Raw genomic sequence first — 23,252 nt, forward strand, 5'->3', positions numbered from 1 at the left:
CGGCGATGCCGTGGACTGCCTCATGAAGCAGTCGCTCGAAGGAGAGCTCGTGTCCGCAGGCGGACGACGACTCCCCGATCAGGGACTCGGGCGCGGCAAGATCCGGCAGTTCGGGGTGGTGCCGCTGAATATCGGCCCACGCCCCTGCCAGCTCTGCGGCGAGAACAGGTGGTGTCGTGCTCACGTCGTGACAACGAGCCTGAGTGCCCGTGTGTTCCTATTCCGGGGCATCTCAAATAATTTGCACGTACCCGTCAGTTGCCGCTGATGCGTCCGGACGAGGGCGGGTGCGCTGATCTGTGGAGAAGTCTCACAGCTCATACCAAGCTGGTACGTAGCTATACGTACGCCCCGACACGTAGACGATGTCCGCGCGCCGGGGCACCTGTGGTCATCAGTTGTGCAAGGGGCGTTTTCAGCCGCCTCGGCGGGCCTCAGTAAGCGCGCGCGACGACGGCGACGTTACCGGGTGCGTCCTCGGACTCGGGAACCGACCCGTCCTCGGCGACCAGACACCGTACGGTCACGGCGTGCCCGGCCAGCTTGGCCTCGCCTTCCGCGCCGAGGTCGGCCCAGGGGATGCGCGCCCAGCCGCCGGCGGTTGTCACCTCGACGGCTTCGTCGATCGTCGACACCTGAGCCGTACGGGACTCACGGCGCTCGCGCGACTGCCGCAGAAGCAGCGCCTGACCCTCCTCCAGGACAGCGGGCAGCAGGCCGGCGAGCGAGTCGATCGCCACCGGCTCCTTGCCGCCAGGGATACGCCGGGTCAGCATCGCGGTGCCGCTCTCCAGGTCACGGGGGCCGACCTCGATACGTACGGGAACGCCCTTGAGCTCCCAGTCGACGGCGCGGCGGCCGAACGGCGTGTCCGTGCGGTCGTCCACGTGGACGCGTACGCCCGCCGCCTTCAGCCGGTCGCCGATCTCGCGGACCTTGGCCAGAACCGCGTCATCGCCCTTCACGGCGAGGACGACGGCCTGGACGGCGGCGAGACGGGGCGGGATCCGGAGTCCGTCGTCGTCGCCGTGCATCATCACCAGGGCGCCGATCATGCGGGTCGTCGACCCCCAGGAGGTCTGCCAGACCAGTTCCTGCGTGCCTTCCTTCGACAGGAAGCGGGTGTTGAACGCCTTCGCGAAGTTCTGGCCGAGCTCATGGCTGGTGCCCAGCTGGAGGGCCTTGCCGTCGCCCATCATGCCTTCGAGCGTGAGGGTGTTGATGGCGCCCGCGAAGCGCTCCTTGACGGTCTTGCGGCCGAGGACGACGTCCATCGCGAGGGTGTTCTCCATGAAGTCCGCGTAGACCTGGCGCTGAATACGGGCCGCGAAATCACGCGCCTCCTCGTACGTGGCATGCGCGGTGTGCCCCTCCTGCCACAGGAACTCGGTGGTCCGCAGGAAGAGGCGCGGACGCAGCTCCCAGCGCACCACGTTCCCCCACTGGTTGATCAGCAGCGGCAGGTCGCGGTAGCTCTGCACCCACTTCGAGAAGGAGGCGTTGATGATCATCTCTGAGGTGGGGCGTACGACGGCGGGCTCCTCGAGTTCCTTGCCGCCACCGTGGGTGACCACGGCCAGCTCGGGCGCGAAACCGTCGACGTGATCGGCCTCCCTGGCGAGGTACGACTGCGGGATCAGGAGCGGGAAGTACGCGTTCTGGGCGCCCGTCTCCTTGATGCGGGCGTCCATGTCCTGCTGCATCCGCTCCCACAGCCCGTACCCGTACGGTCGGATCACCATGGTGCCGCGCACCGGACCGTTGTCGGCCAGCTCGGCCTTGGTGATCAGATCCTGGTACCAGCGCGGAAAATCGTCCGCCCGGGGAGTGAGAACAGGTGTCTTTGCCATGGTGCGAAGGGTACGGCGGCCACTGTCCCGATCGTGACCGAATTATTCCTCCGAGCGCCAACAGGCCAGGGCGCATTGAGGCGCACAAAGGTGGCACACAAGCAGAAGGCCGCAACCCCTGGACGCCACGACGAGCGCGGAGTTTCCTGGCATACGGGGGCAGTGCGAGCGCACTGCACGGGGGCAAAGGAAACGGGGCACAGCAGCAACTCTCGGTTGATTGGGGCGCTTTATGACACCTACGCTCGTGCGGCAGCACCTGCCTCACGCTGGACCCACGTCCCGTGTGGCCCCGTGCTCACGCGCGCGTGACTGGGCCGAGATCCAGGAACGGATGCTCGTCCCCCTCTACGAAGCCGTCTACGAACGACTCGAAGCAGGCCCCCCGACCCGGCTGCTCGGCCTCGGCTGCGGTTCCGGGCTCGCCCTTCTGATGGCGGCGTCACGGGGCGCCGCGGTCACCGGTGTCGACTCGTGCACACCCGAACGGCTGGCCCTCGCGAGGGAACGTCTGCTGCCCGAAGCGTGGGGCACGCGCGCGCGTGCCGACGTACGACTGGTCGACGGGACCCCTGAAGACGCGGCAGACGCGGCCGACGCGGAGACGCCCGCGTACAACCTGGTGACCGCCTTCGAACCCATCGGCTGCATGGCCGGGGACTCCGAAGGGCTCGGCGAGCTCCTGTCGGCCGCGACACCGCTCGCCGTCCGTGGGGCTCCGGTCGTGCTGGTCGGCTGGGGTCCGCCGGAACGTTGCGCCACCTCCTCCGTGCTGCGGGTCGCCACCAAGCTGGCGGACCCCCTGCGCAGCACGGGAAGCTGGCGCCCCGCCCGCCGCGACGACCTGGAGGAGGTCGCCCAGCGCGCCGGCCTGAGGCCCGACGGCTCCGGGCGGGTGGCCTGCCCCTTCGGGTACGCCGACATGGACAACGCGGTACGCGGCCTGCTGTCCACGGGGCTCTTCGACGCGGCCGTCGCCGCGACCGACCAGGCCCAGGTCGACAAGGAGCTGACGGAAGCGCTCCATCCACATCAGCGACGCGACGGCACGGTGTGGATGCCGAATGTGTTCCGGTACCTGATCGCGCGTACGCCTTAAGGAGCCGGGGCCCCATTACGTCGCTGGGGGCGCCCTCCTTCGAGAGGGCGCCCCCAGCGACGTACGAGAAAACCCGTCAGCCCATGAACTTCTTGAACTCGTCGGGCAGCTCGAAGTCCTGCGGCTGCTGCCCGCCCGGCAGGCCGAGGGCACCCCCGGCCTGGCTCGCGGCCTCGCGGCGGGCCGCAGCCTCCTGCTCCTGCTGCTTGCGCTTCATGGGGTTGCCGGAGCGCTGCTTGCCCTTGGCCTTCTTGGGCGCCTTCTTCGTCCGGCCGGCGCCGCCCCCCGTGCCCGGCATCCCGGGCATACCCGGCATTCCGCCGCCCTGGGCCATGCGGGACATCATCTTGCGCGCCTCGAAGAACCGCTCGACCAGGCCCTTCACCGCGCTGACCTCGACACCGGAACCCTTGGCGATACGCGCGCGCCGCGAACCGTTGATGATCGTCGGGTCCTGGCGCTCGCCCGGAGTCATCGACTTGATGATCGCGGCCGTACGGTCGACGTCGCGCTCGTCGAGGTTGTTGATCTGGTCCTTGATCTGACCCATGCCCGGGAGCATGCCGAGCAGCTTGGAGATGGAGCCCATCTTCCTGACCTGCTCCATCTGGGCCAGGAAGTCGTCGAGCGTGAAGTCCTTGCCCTTGCTGGAGGCCAGCTTGGAGGCCATCTGCTCGGCCTCTTGCTGCGAGAAGGTCTGCTCGGCCTTCTCGATCAGCGTGAGCATGTCGCCCATGCCGAGGATGCGGGACGCCATGCGGTCCGGGTGGAACGCGTCGAAGTCGTCCAGCTTCTCGCCGTTCGAGGCGAACATGATCTGGCGGCCGGTGACATGCGCGATGGACAGCGCCGCACCACCGCGGGCGTCACCGTCGAGCTTCGAGAGCACCACGCCGTCGAAGCCGACGCCGTCGCGGAAGGCCTCGGCGGTGTTGACCGCGTCCTGACCGACCATCGCGTCGACGACGAAGAGGATCTCGTCGGGCGAGACCGCGTCACGGATGTCGGCCGCCTGCTGCATCAGCTCCTGGTCGATGCCGAGCCGGCCCGCGGTGTCGACGATGACGACGTCGTGCAGCTTCTGCTTCGCGTACTCGATGGAGTCCTTGGCGACCTGCACCGGGTCCCCGACGCCGTTGCCCGGCTGAGGTGCGTAGACGCCGACGCCGGCACGCTCGGCGACGACGCTCAGCTGGTTCACGGCGTTCGGGCGCTGGAGGTCGCAAGCGACGAGCACGGGGGTGTGGCCCTGGCTCTGGAGCCACTTGCCGAGCTTTCCGGCGAGGGTCGTCTTACCGGCACCCTGCAGACCCGCCAGCATGATCACGGTCGGCGGCTGCTTGGCGAAGCGCAGGCGCCGGGTCTCGCCGCCGAGGATGCCGACGAGCTCCTCGTTGACGATCTTGATGACCTGTTGGGCAGGGTTGAGGGCCTGGGAGACCTCGGCCCCGGCTGCCCTTTCCTTGACCTGCTTGATGAAGGCGCGCACCACCGGGAGCGCGACGTCCGCCTCCAGGAGGGCGATACGGATTTCACGCGCCGTGGCGTCGATGTCCGCCTCGCTGAGGCGCCCTTTACCGCGGAGGTTCTTGAATGTCGCTGCGAGGCGATCGGAAAGAGTGTCGAACACGGCGGTCGCGAATCCTCAAGTTGGGAGCAGGCGGACAGGGTCGCCCTCCAGGGTATCCGCACCTGCCAAGTGGGGTCTTCACCCCGTTCATGCGAAGCCGGAGAGCGCCCTCACGTCGTACGGAGCCGGAAGGCGCCCCCTGGCTACTCCCGCAACGTCTCCTCCAGCGTCCGAGCCACCGAAGCCGCCTCCTCGCCCGGCAAGGGCGCCCCTTCGGGATCCGTCACGTAGAAGGCGTCCACCGCGTTCGCACCCAAAGTGCTGACGTGCGCGCTCCGCACGCGGACGTTCGCGTCCTCCAGGGCCCGGCCGATGCGGTGCAACAGCCCAGGCGCGTCATGAGCCCGCACCTCGATCACCGTGGCCCGCCGCGACCCGACCGAAGCGACCGTCACCCGCGGCGGCGGCGCGATGATCCCTCGTCGCCGGGGATACGCGGCGTCCCGCTCGGCGAGCCGCCCGGTGATGTCGAGGGAGCCGTCCAGGGCGCGCACAAGGTCCGCGCGGAGCCGGGCGGCCTGCGGCAACGAGCCGTACTCGGCGGCGACACGCCAGTCGAGGAGCAGCACCGAGCCCTCGGAACCCGAGGAGCCCTCGGCATCCTGGACGGAGTCCGGCAGATCCAGCGCCCGCAGTTCCGCCGTACGCACGGTGAGCCGGTGCATCGCCAGCACGCCGGCCACGGCGGGCAGCACCCCGGGCTGGTCCGGCACCGCGATGAGCAGCTCCACACCGAGAGGCTCCGGCTCGCCCGAGGGGTCCTCGGACGGCGGCTCGGTCTGGGCGCGCAGGGACAGTACGGGGCTGCCGGTGCGGAACGCCTCGATCGCGAGCCGCTCCTGCTCGGCGGTGGGCACGGCGGTCTCCGGCTCCTCGGGGGCGTCCCCGGCGAGTACGGCCGAGACCCGCTTGACGAGGTCGGCCACCAGGGAAGCCCGCCACGAGGACCAGGCGGCGGGCCCGGTGGCCAGCGCGTCCGCCTCGGTGAGCGCGTGCAGCAGCTCCAGCGTGCCCTGCGAGCCGACCGCCTCGGCGACCGAGCGCACGGTCGCCGGGTCCTCCAGGTCACGCCGGGTCGCCGTTTCGACGAGCAGCAGGTGATGGCGTACGAGGGTGGCGAGTGTCGCGACGTCCGTGCGGTCGAAGCCGATCCGGGCGGCCACGTCGCGCGCGATGATCTCGCCTGCGACGGAGTGGTCGCCTGGCCAGCCCTTGCCGATGTCGTGCAGCAGCGCGGAGACCAGGAGGAGGTCGGGGCGGCCGACGCGACGGGTCAGCTCGGAGGCCTGCACCGCGGTCTCGATGAGGTGCCGGTCGACGGTCCAGATGTGCACGGCGTTGCGCTGCGGGCGGCAGCGTACGCGCTCCCAGTCGGGCAGCAGCCGGGTGATCAGGCCCTCCGCCTCCAGGGCCTCCCAGACCTCGATGGTCGAGGGGCCTGAGCCGAGCAGGGTGACCAGCTGTTCGCGGGCCTCGGCGGGCCAGGGCGTGGGGAGCGGGCGGGCCACGGCGGCCATCCGGCGGACGGCGTGCAGCGAGAGCGGCAGTCCGGACTGGGCGGCAGCGGCGGCGGCGCGCAGCGGCAGCACCGGGTCGCGTTCGGGGCGGGCGGCTCGGGCGAGGACGACCTCGCCGTCCTGCTCGACGACGCCTTCTGCCAGCGGGGAACGCTCGGGGACGGGCTTGCCGCCGCCCAGCATGGCGCGCAGGCGCGGGCGTACGGCGCGCGACTTGAGTACGCGCCCCACTTCACGCCAGGTGACGTCACTGGCGTACGAGATGACGCGGGCGGCCTCGTACACCTGGCGCAGCAGGGTGTCGGCGTCCAGCAGGCCGAGTTCCGCGGCGACCTGGTCCTGCTCCTGGAGCGAGAGCCGGTCGGTGGCGCGGCCGGTCGCGAGGTGCAGGGCGTCGCGGACGTCGAGTATCCGCTTGCGTGCGTCGGCGAGGCCCTCGCGCGGGGCGTCCGCGAGCCAGGAGGCGGCGACGGCGCGCAGGGCGGTGGCGTCGCGGAGGCCGCCGCGCGCTTCCTTGAGGTCCGGTTCGAGGAGGTACTGCAACTCGCCCTGGCGCTCGGCCCGTTCGGCGCACAGCTCCTGGAGTTCGGGCAGGCGTTTGGGCGCCTGGTTGCGCCAGTCGGCGAGGACGGTCGTACGCAGTCCGGCGGTCAGACCGAGGTCGCCCGCGAGATGGCGGGCGTCGAGCAGGCCGAGCTGGACCTTCAGGTCGTCGCCCGCGGTCTTGCGCGCCTCGGCCGGCGTACGGACGGAGTGGTCGAGGGCGAGGCCGAGGTCCCACACGGGGTACCAGATGCGGTCGGCGAGGGCGGCGACCGCATCCGGGTCGGCGCTGCCGTCGTGCAGGAGCAGCAGGTCGAGGTCGCTGCGTGGGGACAGTTCGCCGCGGCCGTAGCCGCCGACGGCCACGAGGGAGACGCCGCGCAGCCCTTCGGCTCCGGCGTCGAAGAGACCGGTGAGCCAGTCGTCGGTCAGTTCCGCGAGGGCCGCACGGCGCGGCGGCCCGGACCGCGCCCCCTCCTGGAGGAGGCGCAGCCGGGCCGCCGCATAGCCGCTGGGTCCCGAATCCTCTGCTTCCGTACGCACATCCGTACTCGTCACCCAGCGACTCCTGTTCTTCTCTTTACAGCGCGTCGGGTCCGCGCTCGCCGGTCCGGACCCGGACGGCCGTCTCGACCGGGATGGACCAGACCTTGCCGTCTCCGATCTTGCCGGTACGGGCCGCCTTGACGATGACGTCGACCAGCTGTTCGGCGTCGTCGTCCTCGGCCAGCACCTCGATACGGATCTTGGGGACCAGGTCGACGGTGTACTCGGCACCGCGGTAGACCTCGGTGTGTCCCCGCTGACGACCGTAACCGCTGGCCTCTGTGACCGTCAGGCCGTGCACCCCGAAGGCCTGCAGGGCATCCTTGATCTCGTCGAGCCGGTGGGGCTTGACGACTGCGGTGATGAGCTTCATGCGTCCACCTTCTTGGCCTTGGCCTCCTGAGCCGGGGCCGCGGGCGCGGCGCTGAACGCCGAGCCACCGCCGCCACCGCTGAAGTCGTATGCGGTTTCGGCGTGCTCCGCCTGGTCGATGCCCGCGACCTCATCGTCCTCGCTGACCCGCATCCCGATCGTCTTGTCGATCAGGAAGGCAAGGACCGCGGAGGCAACGAGAGAGTAACCGAGGACCGCGAAGACACCGGCGCACTGCTTCCAGAACTGGTCCAGGCCGCCGCCGTAGAAGAGGCCCGCGACGTCGGACTGGCCGCCACCGGTGGCGAAGAAGCCGATGAGCAGGGAGCCGACGACACCGCCGACGAGGTGGACGCCGACGACGTCGAGCGAGTCGTCGTAGCCGAACTTGTACTTCAGGCCGACAGCCATGGCACACAGCACACCGGCGATGGCGCCGACGGCGATCGCGCCGAGCGGGGAGACCGCACCACCGGACGGGGTGATCGCGACCAGACCGGCGACCGCACCGGAGGCGGCACCGAGGGTGGTGAACGCGCCGTGGCGGATCTTCTCGTAGGCGAGCCAGGCGAGTACGGCGGCGGCGGTGGCGATCTGCGTGTTGATGAACATCAGCGCGCCGACGCCGTCATCGTTGCCGAGCCAGGAGCCGGCGTTGAAGCCGAACCAGCCGAACCACAGCAGACCGGCGCCGAGCATGACCAGCGGGAGGCTGTGCGGGCGCATCGGGTCCTTCTTGAAACCGACGCGCTTGCCGATGACCAGAATCACGCCGAGCGCCGCGGCACCCGCGTTGATGTGCACCGCCGTACCACCGGCGAAGTCGATCACACCGAGCTCGAAGGCCCAGCCGCCGGCACCCCAGACCCAGTGCGCGACCGGGAAGTAGACGACCGTGGCCCACAGGGCGACGAACAGGGCCCACGCCGAGAACTTCACACGGTCCGCGAGGGCGCCGCTGATCAGGGCGGGCGTGATGATGGCGAACATCAGCTGGAAGACGGCGAAGACGTAGATCGGGATCGTGTAGCCGTCCCAGAGCTGCGTGAGGCCGATGCCGCTGAGCCCGACGTAGTCCGAGGACCAGCCGATGATGCTGCCGGAGTCGGTGCCGAATGCCATGGAGAAGCCGTACAGCACCCACAGAATGGTGACGATCCCCAGGCTGATGAAGCTCATCATCAGCATGTTGAGGGTGCTCTTGACGCGGACCATGCCTCCGTAGAAGAAGGCCAGGCCCGGCGTCATGAGCATCACCAGGGCAGAACAGATGAGCATGAACCCGGTGTTGGCGGCAGACAGTGTGGGTGCGTCTGCGGCCAGGGTGATGGCTGGTGCCATCGGCGTCTCCTCGTCGTTGGTACGGCCCCGTGCGGGCGAAGCCTGAGCGGGCAGAGGGGTGGGCCGGTTATGCGGCATGAGATTGGCGCAGCGCCGTTTCCGTCGAAGCGCCTCGATGTTTCGCCGACGTGACGAAGACGCCTCGCGTGTTACGCCTTGATGAACTGCCGGATGTCCGCTCGCGCGATCGTTATCGTGGCGCAACCTTCGGGCGAAGGGGGACAGCCGACCGCGGCCTGCCATCCGATGACCTGGCGTGGGGAGCCGAGTCGGGCGGTAAGGGAAGGCGGGCCGCGGCCGGGGCTCGAGGGGTCAGACCGCGTCGGCGGTCTCGGGCAGGTCCAGGGCCAACTGCTCGGTCAGATCCACCACTTCGGCGAGGTCCCCGAAGTCGCGTACGGCCGTGTCGACGGTCTTTCGGATACGGGTGTTGACCCGCTCGGAGCGGACCTTCTTGGCGACTCCCAGCGCCCTCCTGGCGAGCACCGCACCCTGCTCGGGCTCCCGCTGCAGCAGGTGCACCGTGGCCATCCCGATGAGGTTGAGTGCGTACGAACGCTGGTGCTCGGTGTCCTTCTCGAAAAGGTCGACGGCCTTCTGCATCACGGGCTCGGCGAGCGAGGCGTAGGTGGGGCTGCGACCCGCGACATAGGCGAGGTCACGGTACGAGTGGGAGTTCTCGGCGTGCAGCTCCGCCTCCGAGAAGAAGCGGATCCAGTCGGGCTCGGGCTCGTCGAACTCCTGGGCGTCGACGAAGGTGTCCTCGGCCATCCGGACGGCGCGCTTGCACTTGCCGGGCTGGCCCATATTGGCGTACGCCCGGGCCTCCATCGCATACAGCATGGACTGCGTACGAGGGCTCGCACAGTCGCGGCCTCCGTACTGTGCGAGGTGGATCAGTTCCAGGGCGTCATCGGGCCGCCCCAGGTGGATCATCTGGCGGCTCATGCTGGACAGGATGAACGAGCCGAGCGGCTTGTCGGTGGCTTCCTTGGCGGCGTGCAGGGCGAGGACGAAGTACTTCTGCGCGGTGGGCTGCAGCCCGACGTCGTAGCTCATCCAGCCCGCCAGCTCGGCCAGCTCGGCAGCGACCTTGAACAAGCGCTTGGCGGTGGCCTCGGGCTGGGGCTCCTGGAGGAGGTCCGTCACCTCGTGCAGCTGGCCGACGACCGCCTTGCGGCGCAAGCCGCCGCCGCACTGCGCGTCCCACTGCCGGAACATGACCGTGGTGGTCTCCAGCAGATCGAGCTCGGGCTGGGACAGCCGGCCGGCGCGGCGCGCGACGGCCTGGGGCTCAGGTTCTTCGCGGGGATTGGCGGGACCGGGCACCAGCCAGCGCTGCATGGGCTCGATCAGTGACGAACCGGCGGAGAGGGCCAGCGAGGTACCGAGGAAGCCGCGACGGGCCAGCATCAGGTCGCTGCGGGAGAACTCGCTGATCAGAGCGATGGTCTGCGGGGCCGTCCACGGCAGATCGACGCCGGACACGGACGGTGACTGGTGGGCGGAGCGCAGGCCGAGGTCCTCGACTGCGACGACGCAGCCGAAGCGCTCGGAGAACAGCTCGGACAGGATGCGCGGGATCGGCTCGCGCGGGTTCTCCCCGTCCAGCCAGCGGCGTACGCGTGAGGTGTCCGTGGAGATGTGATTGGCCCCCAACTGGCGGGCCCTGCGGTTCACTTGGCGGGCCAGCTCGCCCTTGGACCAGCCGCTGCGCACGAACCACGAGCCGAGCAGCTCATTGGGGCGCTTGTCAGCGCCAGTCGCGGTCGTCCCGCTTCCGCCGTTGCCGCCCACTGGCACGCCCCCATTCCTGAAACCACTTGTTGCGCTGTGTGCGCCAAGCCCTACCAGATTGCCGGTAAATACGGTCGCCCGTCCGGCGGTTCTCACCTGTCGAACGAAGAGCCGACTTGCCTCCGGCATACCCACGAGTGCGAGCGTCCCCAGGAGTCGTGCACTCACAGTAATCCTACGATCACCACTTGGACCATGGCGGACGCGGAAACGCCACCATTCGCCACCCCTTCGAATGAACTCCCTGTTGCCGGACCGCGATTCACTTGACACAGGACGGCCAGGAGGGGCGGAACGGTGCACACCGGGGCGCACGGAGCCAAGCGCACCACCCGGAGCGCTTCTGGACGCCGCTTGATCCAAGCCGGCGCCGGGAACTCAGGGTTACGTCCCGATTCCGTCACGTAACCATCGGTGCGCTGAACCTGTTGGAGGGGGCATGGGCTTCACGATCGGCGGCAGCCGTGGGATGCGCGAGATCAGGCCCGGCTCACGCCGCCGCGGCCGCTCCTCGGAGTGCACCACCGTGGCCGAGTTCACCGGACTGTGGGGCTGGGACGTGGTGCCCGGCGCCCGAGCAGCCGCGGGTTCCTGCTCCTGCGGCCGGACCGACTGCCCGGCACCCGGCGCACACCCGCTGGACTTCGCCCCCGTCATCCCGGCCGGCGCCACACTCGACCAGGCGACCGAGGCCTGGGCCGACTTCCCCGGCGCCGCCGTGATGCTGCCGGTGGGACGCGCCTTCGACGTGATCGAGGTCGCCGAACCCGCCGGACGACGCGCACTGATCCGCCTCGAACGGATGGGCCTCCCGCTCGGCCCCGTGACGGCCACCCCCGAGGGCCGCGCCCACTTCTTCGTCGCCCCCGGCACAGCGGCCGAACTGCCCGAACTCCTCTACCGCATGGGCTGGGACTGGGACGACGCCACCCTCGACCTGCACGGCTTCAGCCACGGCACATACATCACCGCCCCACCCTCCGACCTCGCCGGCCTCGGCCCGGTCCACTGGCTCCGCTCCCCCGCCCTCGACTCGGCGACGAAGCCGCCCGCGGCCCGACTGCTGCTGGGGACACTGGCTTACGTGGCGCACCGGTCACGCGCGTAGCCGCACAGAGCGAAGCGCCCACTCCCAACTGCACCTTGGGGGCGGGCGCTTCTTCGATCACGTACCAACTCCGGCAGCCGGCCTCAGTCTCCGATAAGAGCGTCAACGAACGCCTCCGGCTCGAACGGCGCCAAGTCGTCCGGGCCCTCACCCAGGCCGACGAGCTTGACCGGTACGCCCAGTTCACGCTGGACGGCGATGACGATGCCGCCCTTGGCCGTGCCGTCGAGCTTGGTCAGGACGATGCCGGTGATGTCGACGACCTCGGCGAAGACACGGGCCTGGACGAGACCGTTCTGACCGGTGGTGGCGTCCAGGACCAGCAGGATCTCGTCGAGCGGCGCGTGCTTCTCGACCACGCGCTTGACCTTGCCCAGCTCGTCCATCAGGCCGGTCTTGGTGTGCAGGCGCCCCGCGGTGTCGATGAGCACGACGTCCGAGCCCATCTCCTTGCCCTCCTTGACCGCGTCGAAGGCCACGGAAGCGGGATCGCCGGCCTCGGGTCCGCGCACGGTGTACGCGCCGACCCGCTCGCCCCAGGTCTGGAGCTGATCGGCAGCGGCGGCACGGAAGGTGTCGGCGGCACCCAGTACGACGGTGCGGCCGTCCGCCACCAGGACGCGGGCGAGTTTGCCGGTGGTGGTGGTCTTGCCGGTGCCGTTGACGCCGACGACCATCACGATGCCGGGCTTGCTGGCCTCGGGCTCCGTCTTCACGGTGCGGTCCATGTCGGGGCCGATCAGCGTGAGCAGCTCCGCACGCAGCAGGCCGCGCAGCTCCTCGGGCGTACGGGTACCGAGCACCTTCACGTGCTCGCGCAGCCGCTCGACCAGCTCCTGGGTGGGCTGCACGCCGACATCGGCGGTGAGCAGCGTCTCCTCGATCTCCTCCCAGGTGTCCTCGTCCAGGTGCTCGCGCGAGAGGAGCGTGAGCAGCCCCTTGCCGAGCGCGTTCTGCGAGCGGGAGAGCCGGGCGCGCAGACGCACCAGGCGCCCGGCGGTCGGCTCCGGGATCTCGATCTCGGGTGCGGCCGGGCGTTCCTCGACGGCAACGGCCCCCGAGGTGTCCGGAAGATCCACCTCCTCGATCGTGCGGCGCGGTTCCTCGCGCGGCGTCTCGGCCTCGTCGCCGACGTGCGGCTCGGCCGGAGGGGCGGTGATGTCGGGCGTGGCGGAGGGCGGCGGGGGCGGCTGCTTCCGTCGGCGGCTGCCGACGACGAGCCCGCCGAGCGCACCGATCACGACTACGGCGATGACTACAAGAAGGATGACGATTTCCATAACGGGACCAGTATGCGCGACCCTCCACCCGCCGTCTTTCTCCGCTCACGGGCGCGCACCGCCAGGATGCGCGGGATGTTTCCGGGGTGTGGCCCGATGTCGCGACTATGGCTGTCTGACGCCCCGTCAGCTACCGTCCCCCTTCTCCGGAACCCGCCCGAAGGAGGACCCGCCATGCCCGTGACGGTCGTACGTTTCAACCTGGTGGAGCCCAACGCGACGAGCGAATCCCTCAGCGCCCGCTACCAGGCCGCCCTGGAGATGGCCGCGTACGCCGACGACCGCGGGATGACCACCGTGCAGACCGAGGAGCACCACGGCGCCGCCAACAACTGGCTGCCCTCCCCCTTCACCTTCGCCGGAGCCGTCTTCGGCGCCACCCGCCGGATCGCGGTCACGGTCTCGGCGATCATCGGCCCGCTGCACGATCCGCTGCGGCTGGCCGAGGAGATCGCCGTACTCGACCTGATCAGCGGCGGCCGGCTGGTGACGGTCGCGGGGATCGGCTACCGCCCCGAGGAGTACGCGCTCTTCGACGTCGAGTGGAAGCGGCGCGGCAAGCTCCAGGACGAGCTGCTGGAGACGCTGCTCAAGGCGTGGACGGGCGAGGACTTCGAGTACCGCGGCCGTACGGTTCGGATCACCCCGCGTCCGTACACCCGGCCGCATCCGCTGCTGCTGGTCGGCGGCTCCTCGCAGGCGGCGGCCCGGCGTGCCGCTCGGCTGGGGCTGCCGTTCTTCCCGAGCGCGCATCTGCCGGAGCTGGAGGCGTACTACAAGGAGCGTCTCGTCGAGTACGGCACGGAGGGCTGGACGATGATGCCTCCGGCCGAGACCCCGCTGTTGCATCTTGCCGAGGACCCGGACCGGGTGTGGGCGGAGCACGGCGAGCACTTCCTGCATGAGGCGCGGACGTACGCATCCTGGCAGTCCGGCGACATCCGTTCCGCGGTGAAGTCGGGGGCGACGACGGTCGACGAGCTGCGCGCGGAGGGTGTGTACCGGATTGTGACGCCGGACGAGTGTCTGGCGCAGGGCCTCGAGAACTACGTACTGCATCCGTTGTCCGGCGGAATGCCGGTCGACGAGGGCTGGCGCAGCATGCATCTGTTCTGCGAGAACGTGCTGCCCCGGCTCAAGGCCGCGGAGGGCTGAGCCGGGGCCGTACGGCCTGGCCTATCCCATTTCCTCCAGCGCCTTGCCCTTGGTCTCCGTGACGAACTTGAGCACGAAGGGGATGGAGAGGGCGGCGAAGACGGTGTAGATCACGTATGTCAGGGAGAGGTTCCAGTCGGCCAGGGACGGGAAGCTCGCGGTGATGGCCCAGTTGGCGATCCACTGCGCGGAGGCGGCTACGCCGAGGGCGGCGGCGCGGATCTTGTTCGGGAACATCTCGCCGAGGAAGACCCAGACGACCACGCCCCAGGAGAGGGCGAAGAAGAGGACGAAGACGTGGGCGGCGATCAGTGCGACCCAGCCCTGGGTGGCCGGCAGCTTGCCGTCGACGAGGTCGAAGGAGAAGGCCCAGGCCTCCAGGGCGAGACCGACGACCATGCCCACGGAACCGATGAGCGCGAGCGGCCTGCGGCCGATCCGGTCGACGAAGATCATGGCGATCACGGTGCCGACGATGTTGATGATCGACGTCGTGAACGAGTAGAAGAACGACTCCGTCGGGTCGACGCCGACCGACTGCCACAGGGTCGAGGAGTAGTAGAACGCGACGTTGATGCCGACGAACTGCTGGAAGACGGAGAGTCCGATGCCGATCCAGACGATCGGCTTGAAGAAGAAGCTGCCGCCGAGCAGGTCCTTGAAGGTCGACTTGTGCTCGCTCTTCATGGCGTGCTCGATCTCCCGCACGCGGGCGTCCAGGTCGATGTCCTTGCCCTCGACCTCGGCGAGCACCTCGCGGGCGCGGGTCTCCTTGCCGGCGGAGATGAGGTAGCGGGGCGACTCGGGGATGGCGAAGGAGAGCAGGCCGTAGAGGACGGCGGGGACGACCATGACGCCGAGCATGACCTGCCAGGCTTCCAGGCCCAGCAGCGTGCCGCGCTGGTCGCCGTCCGCGGCGTTCAGGATGCCCCAGTTGACCAGCTGGGAGACGGCGATGCCGATGACGATCGCGGCCTGCTGGAAGGAGCCGAGGCGTCCGCGGTACGCGGCGGGGGCGACCTCGGCGATGTAGGCGGGGCCGATCACGGAGGCCATGCCGATGGCGAAGCCGCCGACGATGCGCCAGAAGGCGAGGTCGTACAGCGCGAAGGGCAGTGCGGAGCCGACGGCGCTGACGATGAAGAGGACGGCCGAGATCTGCATGCAGCGGATGCGACCTATGCGGTCGGCGATCCGGCCCGCCGTGGCGGCGCCGATCGCGCAGCCGATCAGCGCGACGGCGATGACCTGCGCCAGGGCCGCGGAGCCGATGTCGTAGCGGTCCCGGATGGCTTCGACGGCGCCGTTGATCACGGCGCTGTCGTAGCCGAAGAGGAAGCCGCCCATCGCGGCCGCCGCCGCGATGAAGATGACGTGCCCGAGGTGTTCGGGATGAGCCTCTCGGGCTCCTGACTTGGATGTCTGTGCTGCGCTGGTCACGTGTACTCCTCGGGCCGCCGGCCTCGCTGCCGGGGGGTGGGCAAGCCCTTCAACTGAAGGTAAAAGCAACGTTTCCGAGGTTATTGCTTCAAGTTTTGAAGTCAACCGGGCTAGACGAGAGCAAGACCATAAAAAGGTAAGGGTTTTGTGTTCGCTGCTTGAATGGTGTGCCCATGTTGTGACCGTCACGCAACTGCCAAGCCATCCGAGAGCCGGCGAAGCCGAGCTACCGAAGTCGCTGGCTGATGACCTTCGACACCCCGTCGCCCTGCATCGAGACGCCGTACAGCGCGTCGGCGACCTCCATCGTGCGCTTCTGGTGGGTGATCACGATCAGCTGCGAGGCTTCCTGCAGCTCCTGCATGATGCGGATCAGCCGCTGCAGGTTGGTGTCGTCGAGCGCCGCCTCGACCTCGTCCATCACATAGAACGGGCTGGGCCGCGCCTTGAAGATCGACACGAGCATCGCCACGGCGGTCAGCGAGCGCTCGCCGCCGGACAGCAGGCTGAGGCGCTTGACCTTCTTGCCCGGCGGCCGGGCCTCCACATCCACGCCCGTGGTGAGCATGTTGTCGGGGTCGGTCAGGATCAGCCGCCCGTCCCCACCCGGGAACAGCCTGCTGAAGACGCCCTCGAACTCCCGGGCTGTGTCCCAGAACGCCTCGCTGAAGACCTGCTCGACACGCTCGTCGACCTCCTTCACCACCTGGAGAAGATCAGCGCGCGTCTTCTTGAGGTCCTCCAGCTGCTCGCTGAGGAACTGGTGGCGTTCCTCGAGTGCGGCGAACTCCTCCAGGGCCAGCGGATTGACCTTGCCGAGCTGCTGGTACGCCCGCTCGGTCGACCTGAGCCGTTTCTCCTGCTCGGCGCGGACGAACGGCCGGGGCTGGTTGCGCGGGTGCTCGGGGTCTTCGGGCAGCTCTTCGCCCTCGGCGGGCGGTGAGGGCGGTACGAGCTGGTCGGGGCCGTAGTCGGCGACGAGACCCGCCGGCTCCACACCGAGTTCCTCCAGCGCCTTCGTCTCCAGCTGCTCGATCCGCAGCCGTTTCTCGGCGCCGAGCACCTCGCCGCGGTGCACGGAGTCCGTGAGCTTGTCGAGCTCGGCCTTGAGATCGCGCCCTGCGTTCCGGGCCACGACAAGATCCTGTTCCCGTAGCGCCTTGGCGCTCTCGGCGGCGGCGCGTTCCTTCTCCGCCCGGCTCACCGAGACCTCGACGTGCGCGAGGAGCTGCCGCGCACCGGAGGCGACGGCTTCGGCGACGGCGGCCTCGTGCCTCAGCCGTGCCCTGCGCTGTTCGGCACGCGCGCGTGCCTCACGTTCGGCGCGCGCTGCCCGGTCGAGCGAGTCGGCCCGCCCGGCCAGCCCCTTGACCCGTTCCTCGTGCGTACGCGCCTGGAGCCGGGCCTCCATCTCGGTCTGCCGTGCGTTGGCGCCGTCCGCGGCGAGCCGGTCCCGTACGGAGGTGTCGGGCTCCTCCTCGACGGGCATTTCCTCGGCCACGGCGAGCCGTTCGGCCAGCTCTTCGACTTCCTCCAGGGCCCTGTCGAGGGCCTCCTGTGCCCGCGCGGCAGCGGCGGTGCTCCGCTCGGCCTCCCCTGCCGCCCCTCGGGCCTGCCCGGCCAGCCGTCCGAGCTGCTGGGCGACCGCCGATCTCTCCCGCTCCCCGGCCCGCCGCCGCTCCCCCAACTCCTCGACGAGCGCGGCCCGTTCCTTTCGCTGCTCGGCGGCGAGATGCTGCGCCTCGCTCAACTCCTCGCACCGCACGGCGAGTTCTTCCAGCTCCGCCGCGGCTTCGTCGACGGACGCCTGCACCTCGAGCAGACTCGGCGCCCCGGCCGACCCTCCGTGCGCGAAGTGCGCCCCGAGCAGATCGCCTTCGGCGGTCACAGCGGTCAGCTCCGGCCGCGCGCTCACCAGATCCTCTGCGTCCTCGAGGGTCCCCACCACGACGATGCCGCGCAGCAACCGCCGTACGGCGGGCATGAGGTCGGCGGGCCCACGGACGAGATCGGCGGCGTATGGAGGCCCGCTGTGCTCCGGAGTTACGTCGCTGGGGGCACCGTCGCCCGATGCCGGCACCTCCTCGGGTGCCCCCGCCAGCAGCAGGGCGGCTCGCCCCGCGTCCTGCTTGCGGAGCAGGCGGATGGCGTCGGCGGCCGAGTTGGGGCTGGTGACCGCGATGGCGTCCGCTGCCACTCCGAAGGCGGCGGCCAGGGCGACCTCGTGGCCCGGGGTGACCGACAGGAGTTCGGCGGCCGGGCCCAGCAGGCCGGTGAGGCGATCCTTCGCTCCGAGCAGAGCGCCCGTGCCGTCCTTGCGGCGCAGGCCGAGAGCCAGGGCCTCGTGGCGGGCCTGGGTGGCGGCGCGCTTGCGTTCCGCGGAGGTGGTCGCCTCGCGGGCCGCCGCCAGGGCGGACTCCGCCTGAGCCAGCGCCGACTTGGCCGCTTCGTGCCGTTCGGCCAGCTCCGCGTCGCCCTCGTCCAGACCGTCGACCTCGGCCTTGAGCGCCTCGTACTCCTCCTGCGCCGCGACCGCCCGCTCCTGGGCCTCGTCCCGTGCGGAGGCGAGCCGGTCGATCTCGGCCTGGGCGGAGGCGGCACGTGAACGGGCCGCGTTGACCTGGCCGTTCAGCCGGGCGAGCCCTTCGCGGCGGTCGGCGATGGCGCGGGCCACGTCTTTCAGCCGCCGTTCCTCCAACGCCAGTTCGCGCTCAAGATCGGCCCGGTGCGCGACCGTGTCCTCCAGTGCCCGCTCGGCCGCCTCGAGGGCCGCTTCGAGTTCGGCCTCCTGCTCACGGATCCGTGCGGCCTCGCGCTCCATGTCCTCGGGATCGCGCCCGCGCCGCTCCTCGGGCGGCACGGAGGTCGCGCTCTTGACCCGGGCGTCGGCCAGCGAGATCGTGCCGCGCACCCGCTCGGCCAGCTGCGACAGTTCGTGCCAGGTCTGCTGTGCCCGCTGGAGCCGCGGTGTGAGGCGCCGCACCTCGTCCTCGAGCTGCGCCTCCCGCTGGAGCGCCTTCTTCAGCTCGGCCTCGGCGGCGTCCTTGCGTTCCTTGAGCGCGGCCTCGTCGGCGATCTCGGCCTGGAGCGCCTGGCGGAGTCGTACAAGGTCGTCGGCGAGCAGCCGCAGCCGGGCGTCCCGGAGGTCTGCCTGGATGACGGCGGCCCGGCGTGCGACGGCCGCCTGCCGGCCGAGCGGCTTGAGCTGGCGCCGCAGTTCGTCCGTCAGGTCCTGCACGCGCGCGAGGTTCGCCTGCATCGCGTCCAGCTTCCGCAGCGCCTTCTCCTTGCGCTTACGGTGCTTGAGGACGCCCGCGGCCTCCTCGATGAAGGCACGGCGGCCCATCGGATCGGCGTGCAGCACGGAGTCGAGCTGGCCCTGGCCGACGATGACGTGCATCTCGCGGCCGATGCCGGAGTCGGACAGAAGTTCCTGGATGTCCAGCAGCCGGCAGGTGTCGCCGTTGATCTGGTACTCGCTGCCGCCGTTGCGGAACATGATCCGCGTGATGGTGACCTCGGCGTACTCGATGGGCAGCGCGCCGTCGGAGTTGTCGATGGTGAGGGACACCTCGGCACGGCCGAGCGGCGGGCGCCCGGTGGTGCCGGCGAAGATGACGTCCTCCATCTTGCCGCCGCGCAGTGACTTGGCGCCCTGCTCGCCCATGACCCAGCTGAGCGCGTCCACGACATTGGACTTGCCCGAGCCGTTCGGACCGACGACACACGTGATCCCCGGCTCGAACCGGAGCGTGGTCGCAGAGGCGAACGACTTGAACCCTCGGAGGGTCAGGGCCTTGAGGTGCACGGCGCTGGACTCTACCTTCCGGGTCTGTCTCACTCCATGAACGAACGGTTTCACCCATGAACGTGCAGGGCACACCAGACGTTAAAGAGAGTGAAAGAGTGCGCGGGACAGACTCGGGGGCAAAAAGAAGGGACGCCGAAGCGTCCCTTGCAACACTGGTTAGCGGCTGACACGGACAGCCTGATCACTGGCGGCGTCGTTGCCGGGGTGGTCAGGTGAGCGCAGGCTCCGCCTGGGGTACGTCGATGCTTTCGAGAAACGAGTCGTGAGAAGCGGCAGCCGCGAGCTCGTCGTTTTCGGCCTGGATCCGTACGAGCTCGGATTCCAGGTCCTGGACGCGCTGCTGGAGCCGTCGCATCTCGGCAATGAGTCGCGGGTCGGAGCCGCCGACGTAACCGAGAAGCGCCTTTGCCATGATGGATGGTCCTCCACAATGAGTGACCGACCGAAGCGGTGTGGGTCGTGAGGGAATCGCACCCGTGGTGCTTGGCACTGTTCAGTTGTTGCTGCCGTTCTTACATGCCAAACATCTAAGGTGCGCGGGGTTTTCAGCGTCTCACCAAAAAGTTTGACGGTCAACACGATCACGCCCCGTATTGACGGGCAACCCGGGGCGCGCGGCCTGAAAACGGGCGGCGCTGCCTCTCCTTCGGGACCCTGAGGGCGTAGAGATCATCCTTATCTCGCGAGCCTGCCACGGCAAGCGGTTCTTGGCAACCACCAGGTAGTTTCCGCCCCGGGCAGGCGTCCCGGACCCCTCTCGCGCCCCGGCCTGCGGTGTTGCGGCCGACGAGAAGCGGTGGATCTCAGCGGATGGCGAAGCCGTCGTAGCCGCCCCTGGACGTGTCCCAAATCTCAGTGACTCCGTCGACCCGGCCGGGTGTGTCGTCCCCCCGCAGCCAGTCGAGCAAGCCCTCACATCGCGGCCGCGGGCCCTCGGCGACCACCTGAACCCGTCCGTCCGGCAAATTGAGAGCAAAGCCACTCAGGCCGCCGAGCTCCAGCGCCTTGGCACGCGTGAACCAGCGGAAACCCACACCCTGGACACTTCCACGTACCCATGCCACGAGTCGCACATCGTCGTTCATGGGGGCACGCTAACCAGTCATTTGGCTTGCGAGCACTCCCTCCCCCTGCGTCATGCGGTACCGTCCCGACGCAATGCACCTCACTCGTTCGAGTGGGGAACGTTGACTGCAAGGATGAGGAAGGCCAGGAGATGGGACGCCACCGACGCTCCGCCGCCGGCCGCGCCGCCACAGGCCGCGCCACCGGCGTCACTCAAACGTACGGAACATACTCCGGCGGTTACTCAACGGCCGGCGCGGGTGATTACGCGACCGAGGCCATCTCGGCGGCCGGCCAGGGCCGCTACGCGACACATGCCCACCACGCGCAGAACGATGCCTATGCGCACGGTGAGGCCTACGCGCACAGTGACGCCTACCTGTTCGCCGCGGGCGACAGCGCCCCGGGGAGCGCCGCCTACCTCTACTCGACGGGCGACGTCGACGCGTACGCCACCACCAGCTTCGCGCCCGCCGGGCGCTCACACCGCCGCCGCAAGAAGGCCAAGGCCGCGGTGCCCGTGCGCACCGGTCTGCTCGGCGTCTCCGCGGCCGTCGCGATGGGCGCCGTCGCGGTCGCCTCCGGGCTGCTGCCCGGCGGCGGTGACACCAACACGGCCGGCGGCAACAACGCGGGCAACGTGCAGACCTCTGACTTCCCGACCGGCCTCGGCGCCCAGGGCGGTGCGGACGGCTCCACGGACGGCCGCGACGACTCGGGCACGAGCCGCGGCACCGAGCGCTCCTCCTCACCCTCGCCGACGCCCACGAAGCCGACGGAGGAGCCCACCGCGAAGAAGCCCTCCGCGAAGCCGACCACGAAGACTCCGGAGAAGTCGAAGCCGAAGCCCACTCCGGAGCGCACGGCCACGAAGGTGCCCAAGCCCACCCCGCCCAAGGCGGTGTCCCCGCAGACCGCGGCCGAGGCCGAGGTGCTCAAGCTGGTGAACCAGGAGCGGGAGAAGGTGGGCTGCAGCCCGGTGACGGCGTCCGGCACGCTCGCCAAGCTGGCCCAGGCATTCAGCGAGGACATGGCCGAGCTGGACTTCTTCGACCACACCGACCCGAGCGGGGCCACCCCCTGGGACCGGGCGGACGTGCTCGGCATCGCGAACCTCGGCGGCGAGAACATCGCCCGCGGCCAGGCCGACGCCGAGGCGGTCATGGAGGCCTGGATGAACAGCCCCGGCCACCGCGAGAACATCCTGAACTGCGACTTCAAGACCCTGGGAGTCGGCGCCCACTTCGCTGCGGGCGGCCCCTGGTGGACGCAGGACTTCGGCTACTGAGGCTACTGAGCGGTTTCTCTTGGTTAGCGCCACCTGCCGGTAGGCGCTGTGCCAGAGTACGCTGAAGATATGGACCTCACGGAGACACAGGATCTTCCGTTCGACGTGTTCTCCAAGGCGTGTCCCTCGCGGGGCACCCTGGAGCACGTCACGGGGCGCTGGGGCGGGCTCACGCTCGGGGCGTTGCACGAAGGCCCGTTCCGCTTCAACGAGCTGCGTCGGCGCATCGACGGCGTGAGCGAGAAGATGCTCTCCCAGACTCTGCACGCGCTGGAGCGCGACGGTCTGGTGCACCGCGAGGCACAGCCCACGAACCCGCCGCGCGTGGACTACGAACTCACGCCGCTGGGCCGCGGGGTCGCCGAGCGGCTGCTGTCCCTCATCCACTTCATGGAGGGGCACATGGGCGAGGTACTGGCGGCACGCGAGCGTTACGACGCTACGCGCGGCACTCGCTGACAGCGCGGGCAGAAGTAGCTGGACCGGTTCATCCAGGGCCGCCGCCGGATCGCGGTGCCGCAGCGCCGGCACGGCTCGCCCTCCCGCCCGTAGGCGTCGAGGGACCGGTCGAAGTAGCCGGACTCGCCGTTCACGTTCACGTACAGGCTGTCGAAGCTGGTGCCGCCGGCGGTGAGGGCCTCGTACAGCACGTCCCGTACGTGGCCGAGGAGTTCGGCGGTGCGCGGGCGGGTGAAACCGGTGGTCGGGCGCTCGTAGTGCAATCGCGAGCGCCACAGCGCCTCATCCGCGTAGATGTTGCCGACGCCGCTGATCAGCGACTGGTCGAGCAGGGCCCGCTTGATGGTCGTACGCCGTCTCCGCAGCGCCTCGTGGAAGGCGGCGTCGTCGAACTGCGGGTCCAGTGGGTCGCGGGCGATGTGCGCGATGACGTCGGGCAGTCCTTCGGGGGTGGTCGTGTGCAAGGAGAGCCCGCCGAAGGTGCGTTGGTCGACGAAGCGGAGTTCGGTGTTGAGGGTGTCGTCGAAGCGGACGCGGATCCGCAGGTGCTTCTCGTCGGGCGCGTCCTCCGGCTGGACGAGCAACTGTCCGCTCATGCCCAGGTGCGCGAGGACGGCGCTGGGCTGGTCGGCGAGTGGAAGCCAGAGGTACTTGCCGCGGCGTTGAGGCAGCCCGATGCGGTGCCCCTTGAGCCGGGCGCCGAAGTCCTCGCCTCCGGCGATGTGCCGGCGTACCGCGCGCGGGTGCAGCACCTGCACGTCGGCGACGATCCGTCCGCTGACCCAGCGCTCGAGGCCGCGCCGTACGACCTCGACCTCAGGAAGTTCGGGCACGGTTCTCCTCCGGATGCGTGGACGGACGGCTCGGGCTCTCCGAGCCGGGGCAGCGTATCGCTGCCTCCTGGCCGGGCCCGCCCGGGGCTGCTGAACACGATCGCCCGCCCCCTCAGGG

The 23,252-nt window shown here is 69.7% G+C and carries 17 protein-coding genes and 1 pseudogene; 5 read left to right on the forward strand and 13 right to left on the reverse strand.

From position 1 onward, the window contains the following. Together IEZ21_RS47340 and proS are read right to left on the reverse strand one after the other, a co-directional pair. Nucleotides 1-184: pseudogene (locus IEZ21_RS47340) on the reverse strand (hypothetical protein); the annotation flags it as partial. 250 nt (nucleotides 185-434) lie between these two features. Then, nucleotides 435-1,850, reverse strand: coding sequence for a proline--tRNA ligase (proS, locus tag IEZ21_RS03670; protein ID WP_189320446.1), 1,416 nt, complete (start codon nucleotides 1,848-1,850; stop codon nucleotides 435-437). A gap of 232 nt (nucleotides 1,851-2,082) precedes the next feature. On the opposite strand from proS, the gene IEZ21_RS03675 reads away from it, so the two are divergent. Beyond that, nucleotides 2,083-2,949: an SAM-dependent methyltransferase gene (locus tag IEZ21_RS03675; protein WP_189320447.1), complete on the forward strand. Its 867-nt coding sequence runs from the start codon at nucleotides 2,083-2,085 to the stop codon at nucleotides 2,947-2,949. A gap of 76 nt (nucleotides 2,950-3,025) precedes the next feature. Here IEZ21_RS03675 and ffh read toward each other — a convergent pair whose 3' ends face one another. The 5 genes from ffh to nsdA all read right to left on the reverse strand — a co-directional run bounded on the left by ffh (nucleotide 3,026) and on the right by nsdA (nucleotide 10,695). Then, nucleotides 3,026-4,579, reverse strand: coding sequence for a signal recognition particle protein (ffh, locus tag IEZ21_RS03680; RefSeq protein ID WP_189320448.1), 1,554 nt, complete (start codon nucleotides 4,577-4,579; stop codon nucleotides 3,026-3,028). Between the two features lie 143 nt (nucleotides 4,580-4,722). Beyond that, nucleotides 4,723-7,197, reverse strand: coding sequence for a [protein-PII] uridylyltransferase (locus IEZ21_RS03685; protein WP_189320449.1), 2,475 nt, complete (start codon nucleotides 7,195-7,197; stop codon nucleotides 4,723-4,725). Nucleotides 7,198-7,219: 22 nt separating this feature from the next. Then, on the reverse strand, nucleotides 7,220-7,558 hold the full coding sequence (locus tag IEZ21_RS03690; RefSeq protein ID WP_189320450.1) for a P-II family nitrogen regulator: 339 nt from the start codon (nucleotides 7,556-7,558) through the stop codon (nucleotides 7,220-7,222). Beyond that, entirely contained in the window at nucleotides 7,555-8,898 is a 1,344-nt protein-coding gene (locus tag IEZ21_RS03695) for an ammonium transporter (protein ID WP_189320451.1), read from the reverse strand. Before IEZ21_RS03695 ends, IEZ21_RS03690 begins: the two co-directional genes overlap by 4 nt. A gap of 312 nt (nucleotides 8,899-9,210) precedes the next feature. Continuing rightward, nucleotides 9,211-10,695 carry a transcriptional repressor NsdA gene (nsdA, locus tag IEZ21_RS03700; protein WP_189320905.1) on the reverse strand — a complete coding sequence of 495 codons (1,485 nt, stop codon included), beginning with the start codon at nucleotides 10,693-10,695 and terminating at the stop codon, nucleotides 9,211-9,213. Between the two features lie 439 nt (nucleotides 10,696-11,134). Between nsdA and IEZ21_RS03705 the strand changes: the two genes are divergently transcribed. Beyond that, nucleotides 11,135-11,803 (forward strand): bifunctional DNA primase/polymerase, encoded by a 669-nt coding sequence (locus IEZ21_RS03705; protein WP_189320452.1) that lies wholly within the window; start codon nucleotides 11,135-11,137, stop codon nucleotides 11,801-11,803. Nucleotides 11,804-11,886: 83 nt separating this feature from the next. On the opposite strand, the gene ftsY is transcribed toward IEZ21_RS03705, so the two are convergent. Next, nucleotides 11,887-13,083, reverse strand: coding sequence for a signal recognition particle-docking protein FtsY (gene ftsY / locus IEZ21_RS03710; RefSeq protein ID WP_189320453.1), 1,197 nt, complete (start codon nucleotides 13,081-13,083; stop codon nucleotides 11,887-11,889). A gap of 174 nt (nucleotides 13,084-13,257) precedes the next feature. Between ftsY and IEZ21_RS03715 the strand changes: the two genes are divergently transcribed. Continuing rightward, nucleotides 13,258-14,238 carry an LLM class flavin-dependent oxidoreductase gene (locus IEZ21_RS03715; RefSeq protein ID WP_189320454.1) on the forward strand — a complete coding sequence of 327 codons (981 nt, stop codon included), beginning with the start codon at nucleotides 13,258-13,260 and terminating at the stop codon, nucleotides 14,236-14,238. 21 nt (nucleotides 14,239-14,259) lie between these two features. On the opposite strand, the gene IEZ21_RS03720 is transcribed toward IEZ21_RS03715, so the two are convergent. The 4 genes from IEZ21_RS03720 to IEZ21_RS03735 form a co-directional block, all read right to left on the reverse strand. Next, a complete protein-coding gene (locus tag IEZ21_RS03720) occupies nucleotides 14,260-15,678 on the reverse strand; it encodes a sugar porter family MFS transporter (RefSeq protein WP_189320455.1) in 1,419 nt (472 codons plus the stop codon). A 226-nt stretch (nucleotides 15,679-15,904) separates the two neighbouring features. After that, nucleotides 15,905-19,486 carry a chromosome segregation protein SMC gene (gene smc / locus IEZ21_RS03725; protein ID WP_189320456.1) on the reverse strand — a complete coding sequence of 1,194 codons (3,582 nt, stop codon included), beginning with the start codon at nucleotides 19,484-19,486 and terminating at the stop codon, nucleotides 15,905-15,907. Nucleotides 19,487-19,697: 211 nt separating this feature from the next. After that, nucleotides 19,698-19,901: a hypothetical protein gene (locus IEZ21_RS03730; RefSeq protein WP_033321099.1), complete on the reverse strand. Its 204-nt coding sequence runs from the start codon at nucleotides 19,899-19,901 to the stop codon at nucleotides 19,698-19,700. Between the two features lie 391 nt (nucleotides 19,902-20,292). Next, nucleotides 20,293-20,574, reverse strand: a complete 282-nt coding sequence (locus IEZ21_RS03735; RefSeq protein WP_189320457.1) for an acylphosphatase — start codon at nucleotides 20,572-20,574, stop codon at nucleotides 20,293-20,295. 131 nt (nucleotides 20,575-20,705) lie between these two features. Between IEZ21_RS03735 and IEZ21_RS03740 the strand changes: the two genes are divergently transcribed. Together IEZ21_RS03740 and IEZ21_RS03745 are read left to right on the forward strand one after the other, a co-directional pair. Continuing rightward, nucleotides 20,706-21,842: a CAP domain-containing protein gene (locus IEZ21_RS03740; RefSeq protein ID WP_189320458.1), complete on the forward strand. Its 1,137-nt coding sequence runs from the start codon at nucleotides 20,706-20,708 to the stop codon at nucleotides 21,840-21,842. A gap of 69 nt (nucleotides 21,843-21,911) precedes the next feature. Continuing rightward, complete coding sequence (locus IEZ21_RS03745; protein ID WP_189320459.1) at nucleotides 21,912-22,301, forward strand: winged helix-turn-helix transcriptional regulator; 390 nt, start codon at nucleotides 21,912-21,914, stop codon at nucleotides 22,299-22,301. Here the strand turns inward: IEZ21_RS03745 and mutM are convergent. Then, a complete protein-coding gene (gene mutM / locus IEZ21_RS03750) occupies nucleotides 22,274-23,134 on the reverse strand; it encodes a bifunctional DNA-formamidopyrimidine glycosylase/DNA-(apurinic or apyrimidinic site) lyase (RefSeq protein ID WP_189320460.1) in 861 nt (286 codons plus the stop codon). The two genes, IEZ21_RS03745 and mutM, sit on opposite strands and share 28 nt — an antisense overlap. Between the last annotated feature and the right edge of the window lie 118 nt (nucleotides 23,135-23,252).

The sequence above is a fragment of the Streptomyces flaveus genome (assembly GCF_014647675.1).
GTDB classification, from domain to species: Bacteria; Actinomycetota; Actinomycetes; order Streptomycetales; family Streptomycetaceae; genus Streptomyces; species Streptomyces flaveus.

Coding starts and splice junctions, on each gene's coding strand:
- proS (WP_189320446.1), bottom strand. CDS start 1,850: ATGGCAAAGACACCTGTTCTCACTCCCCGGGCGGACGATTTTCCGCGC.
- IEZ21_RS03675 (WP_189320447.1), top strand. CDS start 2,083: ATGACACCTACGCTCGTGCGGCAGCACCTGCCTCACGCTGGACCCACG.
- IEZ21_RS03690 (WP_189320450.1), bottom strand. CDS start 7,558: ATGAAGCTCATCACCGCAGTCGTCAAGCCCCACCGGCTCGACGAGATC.
- IEZ21_RS03695 (WP_189320451.1), bottom strand. CDS start 8,898: ATGGCACCAGCCATCACCCTGGCCGCAGACGCACCCACACTGTCTGCC.
- IEZ21_RS03705 (WP_189320452.1), top strand. CDS start 11,135: ATGGGCTTCACGATCGGCGGCAGCCGTGGGATGCGCGAGATCAGGCCC.
- ftsY (WP_189320453.1), bottom strand. CDS start 13,083: ATGGAAATCGTCATCCTTCTTGTAGTCATCGCCGTAGTCGTGATCGGT.
- IEZ21_RS03715 (WP_189320454.1), top strand. CDS start 13,258: ATGCCCGTGACGGTCGTACGTTTCAACCTGGTGGAGCCCAACGCGACG.
- IEZ21_RS03730 (WP_033321099.1), bottom strand. CDS start 19,901: ATGGCAAAGGCGCTTCTCGGTTACGTCGGCGGCTCCGACCCGCGACTC.
- IEZ21_RS03735 (WP_189320457.1), bottom strand. CDS start 20,574: ATGAACGACGATGTGCGACTCGTGGCATGGGTACGTGGAAGTGTCCAG.
- IEZ21_RS03740 (WP_189320458.1), top strand. CDS start 20,706: ATGGGACGCCACCGACGCTCCGCCGCCGGCCGCGCCGCCACAGGCCGC.
- IEZ21_RS03745 (WP_189320459.1), top strand. CDS start 21,912: ATGGACCTCACGGAGACACAGGATCTTCCGTTCGACGTGTTCTCCAAG.